Annotated in this window: 10 protein-coding genes; 6 read left to right on the forward strand and 4 right to left on the reverse strand. The window is 33.0% G+C overall.

All coding sequences use genetic code 11. From position 1 onward, the window contains the following. Positions 1-44: 44 nt before the first annotated feature. The 4 genes from AABD74_RS13355 to AABD74_RS13370 form a co-directional block, all read right to left on the reverse strand. Complete coding sequence (locus AABD74_RS13355) at positions 45-392, reverse strand: YciI family protein (protein WP_232682195.1); 348 nt, start codon at positions 390-392, stop codon at positions 45-47. Between the two features lie 48 nt (positions 393-440). Beyond that, on the reverse strand, positions 441-893 hold the full coding sequence (locus AABD74_RS13360) for a carboxymuconolactone decarboxylase family protein (RefSeq protein WP_232682194.1): 453 nt from the start codon (positions 891-893) through the stop codon (positions 441-443). Between the two features lie 136 nt (positions 894-1029). Continuing rightward, entirely contained in the window at positions 1030-2049 is a 1020-nt protein-coding gene (locus tag AABD74_RS13365; RefSeq protein ID WP_406843173.1) for a saccharopine dehydrogenase family protein, read from the reverse strand. An 86-nt stretch (positions 2050-2135) separates the two neighbouring features. Next, positions 2136-3413, reverse strand: coding sequence for a Na+/H+ antiporter (locus AABD74_RS13370; RefSeq protein WP_406843174.1), 1278 nt, complete (start codon positions 3411-3413; stop codon positions 2136-2138). Between the two features lie 305 nt (positions 3414-3718). Between AABD74_RS13370 and dnaK the strand changes: the two genes are divergently transcribed. From dnaK to AABD74_RS13400, 6 genes are all read left to right on the forward strand, one after another. Continuing rightward, positions 3719-5602: a molecular chaperone DnaK gene (dnaK, locus tag AABD74_RS13375; RefSeq protein ID WP_232682191.1), complete on the forward strand. Its 1884-nt coding sequence runs from the start codon at positions 3719-3721 to the stop codon at positions 5600-5602. A 202-nt stretch (positions 5603-5804) separates the two neighbouring features. Then, positions 5805-6875: a magnesium/cobalt transporter CorA gene (gene corA / locus AABD74_RS13380; protein WP_232682190.1), complete on the forward strand. Its 1071-nt coding sequence runs from the start codon at positions 5805-5807 to the stop codon at positions 6873-6875. Between the two features lie 51 nt (positions 6876-6926). Then, the gene (gene pta / locus AABD74_RS13385; protein ID WP_406843175.1) at positions 6927-9020 is read left to right on the forward strand and encodes a phosphate acetyltransferase; all 2094 of its coding nucleotides are present in this window, start codon (positions 6927-6929) and stop codon (positions 9018-9020) included. Positions 9021-9241: 221 nt separating this feature from the next. Further along, positions 9242-10426 carry an acetate/propionate family kinase gene (locus tag AABD74_RS13390; protein ID WP_232682188.1) on the forward strand — a complete coding sequence of 395 codons (1185 nt, stop codon included), beginning with the start codon at positions 9242-9244 and terminating at the stop codon, positions 10424-10426. Between the two features lie 89 nt (positions 10427-10515). Then, positions 10516-11091 (forward strand): hypothetical protein, encoded by a 576-nt coding sequence (locus AABD74_RS13395; RefSeq protein ID WP_406843176.1) that lies wholly within the window; start codon positions 10516-10518, stop codon positions 11089-11091. Positions 11092-11192: 101 nt separating this feature from the next. Beyond that, positions 11193-13937 (forward strand): LuxR C-terminal-related transcriptional regulator, encoded by a 2745-nt coding sequence (locus AABD74_RS13400; RefSeq protein ID WP_406843177.1) that lies wholly within the window; start codon positions 11193-11195, stop codon positions 13935-13937. The last annotated feature ends 50 nt before the right edge of the window (positions 13938-13987 follow it).

Genomic DNA, 13987 nt, shown 5'->3' on the forward strand with positions numbered 1-13987 from the left:
AAAATTCCTTTTTAAAAGAATAAGAAGTTATTTTTTTAAGATTATTATATTCCGGTAACGGCCATTCTAATTTCAACATTTCCGCCCAATTCTAAAATCGGACATCCATTTGCAATACTCACGGCTTCGTCGTAATCTGCAGCTTTTATCATAATCAAACCGCCAATTGCTTCTTTAATTTCGGCATACGGGCCATTGATTACGCTTTTGTTAGATTTTACAATTTTGCCTTCGCCATCCCAGCGCTGTAATGGTTTTGCCAGTTTATCCTGAGCGGCAATTCCGCCCAGCCAATCCTGCCAGAGTTTAAGTGAATCCTGTAATTCCTGCGGAGAAGGCTGTGTTTCTTTAGTAACATAATCTCTTCTAAATATTAATACAAACTCGTTCATGTTATTGTTTTTTTTAATGTCATCAATTCTATGTGATAATTATTTTTATTAACCAAATTGCCCCACTTTGTAAGTTCCCGGTTCGTTAGGGAAAGCAAGGTTAATTCTGTTGTACATATTAATTGTTGTAACAGCTAAAGTTAAATCAATTAATTCCTGCTCTGAAAATTCGCTTACGGCTTCTTTGTAAACTGAATCAGGAACATCACATTTAGTTACGGCTTCGGCCCAGGCAAAGGCAGCTCTTTCGCGATTTGTGTAATAAGGAGCTTCACGCCATGCACTTAGTCCATATAAACGCTGTTCCGTTTCACCTTTATGACGTGCATCCTTATAATGCATATCCAGGCAATAAGCGCAGCTGTTTATTTGTGAAACTCTAAAGTAAACTAATTCTAAAAGAGCTAATTCTACAGCTGATTTTTTTAAATAGCCGCCAATTCCGTAAAGTGTTTTTAAAGCGTCTTGTCCTTTTGCGTGAATGTTAATTCTTGTTTCCATTTTGTATAAAGTTTTAATGTTATACTCTAATAACAATCGAACTTTCAGAATTGGACAAAATATTTTATTTTTTTTGAAATAATTATAAAATCCTAGTGTTTGTTGGGCTTTACAGATATGTTTTTTTTAATAAAAATTATAAATGAGATTCTTCTGCAACAGAAATTGTTATGTCATCTTCATTTAAAGACTTTAAAAAATCATTTGCATCAAAAATTTCCCCGATAACAGTAACACCAGTTTTTGCTATTTTGCCAGAAAATATTCTGTTTACTGTTTCTACAACTAAAGGAGAAGTCACGGCATAAATATCTTGTCCTTGTGCTGTAATTGTTCTTTTGAGATTATCTTTTAAAGCGACAACTTCTAAAGAGAAATGCTGCGAGGATCTGTTCTTTTCGTCAGTAGGTTCCGGTTCCGGGGTATCTTTATTTCGAAGATCGTTTAAAGAGTTTAGACTTAGATAAGTATTGATTGTGTTTACATTTAAATGGCGTGAAATGGTAATAATTTCAGAAAGAGGCAGGCTTACAACTTCTTTAATTCCAATTGGGTTTTTAAAATTCCATTCTATTGGAGAACTTGGTTCCAGCTCTTGTAAGCGATTGTTTTTTAATGTTAATCTGGTATAATGATTTCTGTCGCCAGTTAATCTGGTTCCTTTTGTGGGATGCCATGAATCAAGACCAATATAAATGTTTATTTCGTCAATTTTGTCCCAATCGTGAGTTATTGCCGTGCTTAATAAATCGCCTAATCCGCCATAGAATGCAACGGCAGGAATTATTAAAATTTTGCCTTTGGCTTTTTCAGAAAAATTTTCAAATACATCTAAAACTGCTTTTTGTTCGGCACTCAAATCAATATAATGAATGCCTAATCTTAGAGCCGATTGAATTATAGGTTCTGCAGTATCTAAAAATGGACCGGCACAGTTTATAATTATATCTGCTCCGGAAAAAGCATTATCTAATGTTTTTTCGTCATTAATATTGGCAGTTTTTATTGTTGATTCAGGGTGTTTTTGTTTTAAAGATAGTAATTTTTCTTCATCTCTTCCGGAAAGAACCAATGTATAACCTTGCTGGTAAAGTTCGGCTGTGATGAATTTTCCAGTATGTCCGTAAGCGCCGTAAATTGCAATACTTTTTTTCATTAGCAGTTTTTTGTTAAAGTTAATGAAGCTAATGTAAGTAAAATAGTATTGTATTTTTAAGCGGTATTTTATTTTTGTTTTAAATTTTAATTTACGTTATGTTCTTTTACACTATTAGTATTTAATTTTTTAACGATCCACGGAAGCGTAAGTCCCTGCCCGATAAGAGTAAAAAGTACAACGGCCACAGAAATAAAAATGACAGTATTTCTTTCAGGAAACGGGCTGCCGTCTTCAAGGAATTTTGGGAGTCCAATCGCAATCGCAAGAGATACAATACCACGCATTCCTGACCAGCCTAAAATAATACTATTGTTAAAATCTAAAAGGGCATCTTCACTGACTTTTCTTTTTCCTCCTCGATTTTTTTTAAAGGCTTTTTGAAGATTTATTTTTTGAAGAAATATTCTAACCATTCTAATTAGTAAAGCCACAATTGTAATGATAAAAGCATAACCGATATAAGGCAAAATCATGTGGTTATCAATATCTTTTAAGATATATCTAAAATTAAGACCAATTAAAATAAAAATTAATCCGTTTAATAGAAAGATGATAATATCCCAAAGGCTTCGGGAGCTGTTTTTTAAGTTTTCGGGGAATATTTTTTTGCTGAAACGGGCAATTGCCAGTCCAGAAACTACTACTGCAATTACTCCTGAAACATGAAATTGTTCTGCCACTAAGTAGGCTACAAAGGGCATCAAAAGCATAAAACTAATGGTGACATTGGTATTTTTATGTACTTTACTCAGTATAAAGGCTAAAATTTTTGCAATAACTATCCCTACAAGAAAACCGCCTCCCAATAAAAAAATAAATTGCAGTGCTGCTTTCCAGATAATGAAGGCAGATCCCATTACGGCAGCAACGGCAAAACGATAGGCAACAAGTGCCGAAGCATCGTTTATTAGACTTTCGCCTTCAAGAATCGTAATGGTTTTATGAGATATTCCGAGACCTTTGGTAATGCTTACAGCAGCAACGGCATCGGTTGCAGAAAGTATGGCGCCAAGTACAAATGCCAGCGGCCAGGTTATATTCGGGATCATATAATGTGCGACCACGGCAATCCAAAAGGTAGTAAGAAAAACCAGGGTTATTGCCAGCGTGCTGATTGTGTTTAGATTGGTTTTGAAATCCTTTGGAGAAATATTAAACGAAGCATCATATAATAAGGGCGGCAGAAAAATTAAAAAGATAATTTCGGGATTAATCTGGATTTCGGTCATGGTTGGTATAAAACCAATGGCGATTCCAACAATTACAAGCAGAATAGGGTAGGGAAGTTTTGCTTTATCAGCAAAGGCAGATAATCCTATAACAATGGCAAGTATAAATATAATAATGCTGTAGTTTTCCATTTTTTGGATTTAGAATAACGCTAATGTACTTAATTCAATATTTAATTGAAAATTATTCTGATTTTGGAAATATAAAAAAATCTTTTAGGAAACAGATGCCGCTGCTATTGGGAATAAGTTCCTAAAAATGACATGTAAAATAGTGTTATGCCATGTATGTCAGTCTTGAAAAATGTCATGTTGTCAGATGATTATTGTCGTGCCAATATTAAAACTGACAATTTACTTTGGTTTTTTATCTTGGCACAAAGATTGACTTATGCCACGTGAGTTATGAAATTAAATCAAAATTAAATATATAAAAAATGGGTAAAATAATCGGAATTGACTTAGGTACGACGAACTCTTGTGTTTCTGTAATGGAAGGTAACGAAGCAGTTGTTATCCCTAATGCAGAAGGAAAAAGAACAACTCCATCTATCATCGCTTTTGTTGAAGGTGGCGAAATTAAAGTGGGTGATCCTGCAAAAAGACAAGCAGTAACGAATCCTACAAAAACGATTGCTTCTATTAAACGTTTTATGGGACATACTTTTGCTGAGACTACAGGCGAAGCAAAAAGAGTTTCTTATTCAGTTGTAAAAGGTGACAACAATACACCGCGTGTGGATATTGATGGTCGTTTATATACTGCTCAGGAATTGTCAGCAATGACACTTCAAAAAATGAAAAAAACTGCTGAAGACTATTTAGGTCAAACTGTAACTGAAGCAGTTATTACTGTTCCTGCTTACTTTAACGATGCACAACGTCAGGCTACTAAAGAAGCTGGTGAAATTGCTGGTCTTAAAGTTATGCGTATCATCAATGAGCCAACTGCTGCTGCACTTGCTTACGGATTAGATAAAAAAGGAACTGATCAAAAAATTGCTGTTTACGATTTAGGTGGAGGTACTTTTGATATCTCTGTTCTTGAATTAGGAGACGGTGTATTTGAAGTATTATCTACAAATGGTGATACTCACTTAGGTGGTGATGATTTTGACCACGAAATTATTGACTGGTTAGCTAATGAATTTTTAGCTGAAGAAGGTATTGACTTACGTCTTGACCCAATGTCATTGCAGCGTTTGAAAGAAGCTGCAGAGAAAGCAAAAATTGAATTGTCTTCTTCTTCAGAAACTGAAATCAACTTACCATATGTAACGGCTACTGCTTCAGGGCCAAAACACTTAGTAAAAAAATTATCTAGAGCTAAATTTGAGCAATTAACTGATTCATTAGTTAAACGTTCTATGGAGCCAGTTGCTAAAGCATTAAAAGATGCAGGTTTATCTACATCTGATATCGACGAAGTAATCCTTGTAGGAGGTTCTACCCGTATGCCAAGAATCGCTGACGAAGTTGAAAAATTCTTCGGTAAAAAAGCTTCTAAAGGTGTTAACCCTGATGAGGTTGTTGCTATTGGAGCTGCTATTCAAGGTGGAGTTTTATCTGGAGATGTAAAAGATGTATTGTTACTTGACGTAACTCCTCTTTCTTTAGGTATCGAAACTATGGGTGGTGTATTGACTAAATTAATTGAGTCTAACACAACTATTCCAACTAAAAAATCTCAAGTATTCTCTACTGCTGCTGATTCTCAACCATCTGTTGAAATCCACGTATTACAAGGAGAAAGAGCTATGGCAGTTGATAACAAGACTATTGGTCGTTTCCACTTAGATGGTATCCCGCCAGCACCAAGAGGAGTTCCTCAAATCGAAGTAACTTTCGATATCGATGCTAATGGTATCATCAAAGTTTCTGCAACTGATAAAGGAACTGGAAAATCTCACGATATCCGTATCGAAGCTTCTTCTGGATTAACAGCTGAAGAAATCGAAAAAATGAAAAAAGATGCTGAAGCTAACGCTGATGCAGACAGAATTGCAAGAGAAAGAGCTGAGAAATTGAACGAAGCTGATAGTACTATTTTCCAAACTGAAAGTCAATTGAAAGAATTGGGAGATAAACTTACAGATGAGCACAAAACAGCTATCGAATATGCTTTAACTGAATTGAGAATGGCTCACCAATCTCAAGATCTTGATGCAATCCAAAAAGGATTAGACAATGTAAATGCAGCTTGGAAAACAGCTACAGAAGCAATGTACGCTCAAGGTGGTGACCAAGGTCAGCAAGCTGCTCCACAACAAGAGCAGTCTGGAGACAATGTTGAAGATGTTGAATTCGAAGAAGTAAAATAATTTACTACATAAAGACGCACTGCGGTGCGTCTCTACAATTGAATATGAAAACCGGGTCAGAAATGACTCGGTTTTTTTATGTCTGTTATTTAATGTAGAGACGCACTGCAGTGCGTCTATTTACAAGGTTTTTTACAAAATGATAATTGTCATTTCGCATTCAGATTCTTTTTCGTAATATTACTATTGTAAATTTTTTTGAATGAGAAAGATCAAATACAAAAAGGGACGTAAATTACAACATACTAGTTTAGAGTACACAGGCTCTCATAAAGACCATAAATCAGAAATGCAGCTTTTTGTATATGACGATGCTGATATTGTTGAATATGAAAAGTTTACTGTTCTGGCATTAAATTCTTGTTTTAATTACAACAAAAATAATTGGCTCAACATTCACGGATTAAACGATATTAATCTTATTAAAACTATTGGTGCACATTTTAAATTGGATGATTTTCTGCTGGCGGATATATTAAATACGACTAAAAGGACCAAATTAGAAGAGCAGCAGGATATTTTATTTTTTAGTATAAAATCACTTTTGCCTTCGGGATATTCAGATAATATTAGTGTTGAACAGCTTAGTTTTATTTTGAAAGATGGAGTTTTGATTTCATTTCAGGAAAAGAGAAGTGATTTTTTTACACATATCCGTGAACGTCTGCGTACACATACAGGGATTATACGAAATAAAAAAGTAGATTATCTGCTCTATTTATTGTTAGATTCTGTAATCGAAAATTTCTACATTACGATCGAAGATGAAGAGGAAAAGATAGAAGAGCTGATTAATTTAACCAAAAAAGGAGCTGATCCTGTTATTCTGGAAAAAATTGAAAACCACAGAGATAACTTTAATTTTTTAAAACGTTCTATAATACCGCTTCGGGATTCTTTGTACTATTTTAAAACGATTAAAGATGACGAAACAAATAGTTTAATTCAAAAAGATACATTTAACTTTTTCATTCGACTGCATCAAAAAAGTTTAGAACTTTTAGAGCAAATCGAATCTGATATGAGTTCATTAGAAAGTGCTTCAAACTTTTATTTTTCAGAGCAAAGCCGAAAAATGAATGAGATTATGAAAACGCTGACCATTATTTCGGCCATATTTATTCCGCTTACTTTTATAGTTGGGGTTTATGGAATGAATTTTGAAAATATGCCCGAGCTTAAATTTAAATATGGTTATCACAGCGTTATGATGGCAATGTTTTTCTTAGTTGTTGCTCTAATTGTCTATTTCAAAAAAAGACGTTGGTTTTAGCAGTATTAAAATATAATTCAAATACAGATGTTTAGTTTCAAAATATAAATTATGAGTAAAGCGGTATATATAGCCACAAGCGATCAAAACAGCGGGAAGTCGATAATTACACTCGGCTTAATGAGCATTTTGATTGGTAAAACGGCTAAAGTGGGTTATTTCAGGCCTATAATCGAAGATTTTGTTGATGGAGAGGTTGATAATCATATCGAAACAGTTTTGTCTTATTTTAACCTTGATATTCATTTTGAAGATGCGTATGCCATTACAAAAAGCAAACTTATTAAAAAGAAAAACAAAGGAAAAATAGGAGAGGTTCTGGATTTAATTATCGAGAAATATAAAAAACTTGAAGAACGTTTTGATTTTGTTTTAGTTGAAGGAACGAGTTTTACGGGTGAAGGGACCTCTATCGAATTAGATTTGAATGTTTTAATTGCAAAAAACCTCGGAATTCCAACCATAATTATTGGTTCAGGGATTGGAAAAACGCTGGAAGAGCTGGTTGATAGTTTGTATTTAGTTTATGATTCTTTCAAAGTAAAAGAGGTTGAAGTTTTATCTGTTTTTGCCAATAAAGTACAGCCCGAAAATATTGAATTAGTTACAAAAAGCCTTCAAAAAAGTCTTCCTTCAAATGTTTTAGTAAATACAATTCCGCTAGTTTCAAGTTTGAACAATCCAACAATGCAGGAAATTGTAAACGAACTTGATGCAAAAGTTTTGTTTGGAGAAAATTATCTTAATAATGAGATTGGGCATTTTAGCGTGGGAGCCATGCAATTGCATAACTATTTGGTTCACTTACACAATAACGCACTTGTAATTACACCCGGAGATCGATCTGATATTATTCTGGGCGCATTACAGGCAAATGAATCAATAAATTATCCAACCATTTCAGGAATAATTCTAACGGGAAATATAGTTCCGGAGGAAAGTATTTTAAAGCTGATTGAAGGACTTTCTGCCATTGTTCCAATTATTGCAGTTGACGGTGGAACTTATCACATTACAAACAGAATTGGGTCTATTAAATCTAAAATCTACGCTAACAATACGCACAAGATTGAAACTTCAATAACTACATTTGAGAAATACGTTGATAACGACGCTTTATCTGAAAGATTAATCACTTTTGAAGCAGAAGGCATGACGCCAAAAATGTTTCAATACAACATGGTTAAAAGAGCCAGACAGCACCGTAAACATATCGTTCTGCCTGAAGGAAATGATGATAGAATTATTATTGCAGCTTCAAGACTTTTAGCGATGGATGTAGTCGATATTTCAATTATCGGAGACAAAAAACAAATTGAAAGTAAAGTGTTAGAACTTGGAATTGCATTTGATTTTTCGAAGATAAATATCATTAATCCAAAAGAATCTGAACTTTATGAAGATTATGCCAATACGTATTACGAACTTAGAAAAGCTAAAAATGTAAGCATTACAATGGCAAGGGATTTAATGGAAGACGTTTCGTATTTTGGAACTATGATGGTGTACAAAGGTCATGCTGACGGAATGGTTTCGGGTGCGTCGCATACAACGCAGCATACTATTTTACCAGCACTTCAATTCATTAAAACTAAACCAAATTCATCGGTTGTTTCATCTGTATTTTTTATGTGTTTAGAAGACAGGGTTTCTGTTTTTGGTGATTGTGCCATTAATCCAAACCCTACGGCAGAGCAATTAGCAGAAATTGCAATTTCATCTGCAGAATCAAGTTCTGCCTTCGGAATTGAGCCAAAAATCGCCATGCTTTCTTACTCTTCCGGTGCTTCTGGAAAAGGAGATGAGGTTGATAAAGTAAGAACGGCAACCGAAATTGTAAAACAAAAACGTCCTGACTTAAAAATTGAAGGACCAATTCAATACGATGCTGCTGTTGACCGCGAAGTTGGAAAAAGCAAAATGCCGGATTCTGAAGTAGCAGGGCAGGCGAGCGTACTTATTTTCCCTGATTTAAATACCGGAAATAATACCTATAAAGCCGTTCAAAGAGAAACAGGGGCTTTAGCAATTGGTCCAATGTTACAAGGTTTAAACAAACCTGTAAACGATTTAAGCCGAGGCTGTACAGTTGATGATATTATCAATACGGTTGTAATTACGGCAATACAGGCACAGGGATTATAAATCAATTAAAAATTAAAAAATAGAACGCGGATTAGACTGATTCGCTACCGCGAAAACGCAGATTTACACGGATTTTATTTTTGATAGAATAAAAACCCGTTTTAATCCGTGTCTTTACGAAGTAAATCCGCGTCATCCGCGTGCCAATCTCGGCAAAAAAAATGTCTTCGAGATTAAAATAAATTTAGTGACTTAGCGCCTTTGTGGCAAAAACATAAAAAATGAAAATACTAATTATAAACTCAGGAAGTTCATCCATAAAATACCAATTGATGGTTATGCCGGAAAATGAAGTAATTTGTACGGGTATGATCGATAGAATTGGTTTAGAAACATCAAATATTACTTTTAAAACAGCTTCAAATTCCTATGAAGAAATACTGCCTGTTCATACCCATAAAATTGGTTTGCAAAAGGTTGCCGATATGCTTTTAGATGCTGAAAAAGGAGTTATAAAAACAACTTCAGAAATTACTGCAGTTGGTCATAGAGTAGTGCATGGCGGAAGTTATTTCTCAAATACAACTATAATTACTGAAGAAGTTAAAGAGAAAATAAAAGAACTTTCAGAACTGGCTCCACTTCATAATCCTGCTCATTTAGTAGGGATAAATGTTGCCGAAGAAATTTTTTCGGGAGCAAAACAAGTAGCAGTTTTTGATACTGCTTTCCACCAGACAATTCCGGTAGAGGCTTATAAGTATGCTATTCCAAATTTCCTTTTAACAGAACATAAAGTTCGTGTATATGGTTTTCATGGAACAAGTCATAAATATGTTTCAGAAAAAGCCATTGGTTATTTAGAAAAAGTTTCGAGAATAATTACAATCCATTTAGGAAACGGTTGCAGTATGACCGCTGTAAAAGACGGAAAAAGTATCGATACAACAATGGGGTTTTCTCCGGCAAATGGTTTGGTTATGGGAACTCGTGCCGGTGATATCGATCAATCGGTTATTTTTTATATGGTTAAAAATTTAGGCTATACACCAGATGAAGTAAATTCTATTTTACTGAAACAAAGTGGAATGCTTGGTTTAACAGGTTATAGCGATCTTCGCGATATCGAAGCAAAAGCCGAAGAAGGAAATAAAGATTGTCAATTAGCCTTATTAATAAATGCCTACAGAATTAGAAAAACTATAGGTTCATATACAGCAGCTTTAAACGGATTAGATGCTATCATTTTTACCGCAGGGATTGGTGAAAATTCTTCGTACATGCGTAAATTAATTTGTACTGATATGGATTATTTTGGAATTGAAATTGATCAGGAAAAAAATCAAATTCGGTCAAAAGAAATAAGAGAAATTAGTACAGTAGATTCAAAAACTAAAGTTCTGGTTGTGCCAACTGATGAAGAATATGAAATTGCAAATCAGGTTTTTCAGTTGCTAAATAATTAAGATTTAAGATGGAGAATAAACTATTTGAGCTTGAAAAATAACTGGAAGATTATTCTGAATATTCTCAATTAGACATAAAAATCCGTTTGTTGTTTCCTGAAAATTTTAGAGAAATTTATACATATAAAATTTTTGGAGATAATCTACTTTCTATCCCAGCAAATTTAATTATCGATGGTGACGATGATGAATTTGAAAAGCCATTTAGTTTTTTAAACTCATCAGAAGAATTAGATGTTTTTGAAAAAGAGTTTAGATCTGAAATTTCAGATCATTTTCTTCAAGTAGGTCATTTATACAATTTTACGGAAATTGTACTATTAAATAAGATAAAAAATACAGTGCATGTTTTTCATGTTTCTGATATTGCAGATAAAGACTGGTTGAATTATAAATTAGAAAATGGAATTTGTAATTTTGATGAGTTTGTAAATAGTATTCGACCACAGACAGTTTCTTGTTTAATTAATCCAAAAGATTATTCTGAATGGGATATGTTTGAAATTAGAAATGAAACTGAATTAAAAACTGAAACTGAATTGATGGAATTTAAAGATAGAAAAACTCTCAATGAAGAATATTTAGAACAAGTGAAAAAATCTTTAGAAAAAGGATTTATTATTAATTACTCCCCTAAATCGGTGTTATTCAGGTTGAAAAAATAATTTTATCGAAAATGCAAAAAAAAGCTTCTCAATCCAGAAGCTTTTTTTTGCATTTAAAAAATGAATATTTGTCAGTATCTTTGAATATAAAACCGAATATCTTGAAATCGATACTTTTAAAATCAATTTTCTTGTTTTTCGCTGCTTTTCAAATTCAAGCACAAGAACTACTTCCTTTCGTAGAAAATTATAATAAATCAGACTATCAGGGCGATAACCAAATCTGGAATGTGGCTCAGGGTATAGATAAAGCTATGTATTTTGCCAATAACCATTATTTATTGCGTTATGACGGCGTTATCTGGGAAAAATATTCTCTGCCAAATAAAACTATCATTCGTTCTATTTTAATTGAGGGAGATCGAATTTATTCCGGTTCTTATAAAGAATTTGGATATTGGTATAGAGAAAATGGTAAAATGCGCTACGTTTCAATTACCAAAAATCTTCGCTTATTTGATGAAAAAGACAATGAAGAAATCTGGAAAATTTTCAGGTTTAATGGCTCATTATATTTTCAGTCTTTCAATGACGTTTTTATTTACGATGGAAAACGCATTCAAAAAATTAAATTTCCTTTTTTAATATCCTACTGTTTTGTAGTTGATAATAATTTGTATGTCGCTTCGGTTGATAAAGGCCTTTTTAAAATGAAAGGTTCCAAAATTGCAACCCCAAAAAACTGGGATGTTTTAAAAAACACTGTTGTTCATGCGATCGAAACATACAAGGGCAGGACTTATATTTTTACACAAAAAAAAGGGATTTTTATTGCTGAAAATAATGGTTTAAAACCTTGGAATAATCCATTAAATGAAACATTAAAATCAAATGGAATTAATGTAGCCAAGTTTATTAAAAACAACAAATTAGTTGTCGGAACCGGAAATAAAGGGGTTTTTATATATGATTTTAATACCAATACTTTTAAAAATATCGACCGGAATAATGTTTTAATGAACAATTCGGTTTTAAGTATTGGTTTTGATAAAGAAGAAGATTTATGGCTGGGCCTGGATAACGGACTTGCTCATGTTGAGGTCAATTCTCCTATTTCATTCTTTTATGATAATTCCGGAATTCTGGGATCAGTATATTCGGTTGCTACTATTGATAAAGGTTATCTAATTGCTTCAAATCACGGAATTTTTGAATTTGATTCGGGTAATTTTAAAATGCTTCCCAATACACAAGGACAGGGCTGGAATATTACTAAAATTGGCAATAAATATGTTATAGGTCATAACGACGGAACTTTTTGCTATGAAAATGGAGTTTTAGAAAAAATAAATAATGTGAGCGGAGGATGGAATTTATCAAAAAGTACTATTAACGATACTTACTTTCAGTCTACATACAGCGGAGTTTTAGTTTATGATAATGCATCAAAACTAACACAGAATCTGAGGATAAATGATCTTTCGAAACCCATTAAATATGTAGCCCAAAACAAAAAAAATGAAATTTGGGCAGCTGACAATTATCGCGGATTATATCGGGTTTTTCTCGATGATAATTTTAAAACTGTAAAAGTTGAAAATATCACCCAGCAAAGCAAAATCAAAAATGATTTTGGTGTCAAGATTTTTGAATTTAGAAATGAAATCCTTTTTCTGATTAATAATGTTTGGTACACATTTAATTCTATTTCAAATAAATTAGAAGAAAATGAATTATTCAACACCAATTTCAAAAACATCTCTGACGTTGTAGCAATCGATAAGGATCATTTTATGGTTCTTCAGGATGGAATTCTATACCATATATATTCGCACGATAATAAGTTTGTCTGGAACATCATTCAGGAGAAATATTATAAAGGAAAGCTGATTAACGAAAACCTGAGAATTTTTAGAAGTCAGAATCATTATTTACTCAATCTTGATGATGGATTTATTTCGCTTCAGTTAGGATATGAAAACAAACAAAACAAAGGCGTTAAAGTTGAAGCTTATAATGATAACGAACTGCTTGAGAACGACGGAAAAATAAAACACAATACAGAACTTCGAATAAATGTTATTTCCGGAATTTATGGTGCAAGCAAACCAAATTTGTTTTATCAAATTAATAAAGGCAAAAATTATATCCCAATTTCAAATGGAGCAATAGTTTTAAATAATTTAAGCAGCGGTTCGCATTCAATTGCAATTTTTAAACATGACGGAGCCAATTACGATAAAGTTTCCAGTTTTGATTTTAGAGTGGCACAGCCGTGGTATTTCTCCTTTTGGATGATATTACTTTACCTGTTAATAATAGCAGCGGTTTTATTTTTCTATTATAAATGGAATAAACTTCGTTACACTCAAAAATTAAAATTACAGGCCGAAGAATTAAAGCACCAGCGTGAAATTCTTGAAATGGAATTAAAAAAGGAAAACGAATTAAATATTCAGGAATATGAAAAACATATCTTAGAACTGGAACTGCTGACAAAATCTTCTGAGGTTGCCGGAAAATCTTTATCAATTGCTAAGCAAAGCGAAATGATTGACAATATCCAAAGCATTTTAGATTCTGAAAAAGATTTTAACAAACTTAAAAGCGAGATAAAAAAAGCAATCAAGATAAATGAAGTAAATAAGCACGAATGGGAAATATTCGAGACAAACTTGAATCAAATTCATAATGAGTTTATCATAAATCTGTCAAAAAAATATCCGCACTTAACTCCAAAGGACATAAAACTGTGTGTTTATCTTAAAATGAACCTTTCTTCTAAGGAAATTGCACCTATGATGAACATCTCTTTTAGAGGTGTAGAACTGCACAGATATCGTCTAAGAAAGAAATTAAATCTGACTCAGGACGAAAACCTGTCAAAGTTTTTATTAACTCTGTAAGATTTGAGTTTGTTTTTTATAGAATTTATATTTTTTCACATCAAAATTTA

This window comes from Flavobacterium soyae, assembly GCF_045348165.1.
In the GTDB taxonomy this organism is placed as follows: Bacteria; Bacteroidota; Bacteroidia; order Flavobacteriales; family Flavobacteriaceae; genus Flavobacterium; species Flavobacterium soyae.

Bases quoted from the DNA above. Each gene is read 5' to 3' on its own strand.
- AABD74_RS13355 (WP_232682195.1), bottom strand. From the start codon at position 392: ATGAACGAGTTTGTATTAATATTTAGAAGAGATTATGTTACTAAAGAA.
- AABD74_RS13360 (WP_232682194.1), bottom strand. From the start codon at position 893: ATGGAAACAAGAATTAACATTCACGCAAAAGGACAAGACGCTTTAAAA.
- AABD74_RS13365 (WP_406843173.1), bottom strand. From the start codon at position 2,049: ATGAAAAAAAGTATTGCAATTTACGGCGCTTACGGACATACTGGAAAA.
- AABD74_RS13370 (WP_406843174.1), bottom strand. From the start codon at position 3,413: ATGGAAAACTACAGCATTATTATATTTATACTTGCCATTGTTATAGGA.
- dnaK (WP_232682191.1), top strand. From the start codon at position 3,719: ATGGGTAAAATAATCGGAATTGACTTAGGTACGACGAACTCTTGTGTT.
- corA (WP_232682190.1), top strand. From the start codon at position 5,805: ATGAGAAAGATCAAATACAAAAAGGGACGTAAATTACAACATACTAGT.
- pta (WP_406843175.1), top strand. From the start codon at position 6,927: ATGAGTAAAGCGGTATATATAGCCACAAGCGATCAAAACAGCGGGAAG.
- AABD74_RS13390 (WP_232682188.1), top strand. From the start codon at position 9,242: ATGAAAATACTAATTATAAACTCAGGAAGTTCATCCATAAAATACCAA.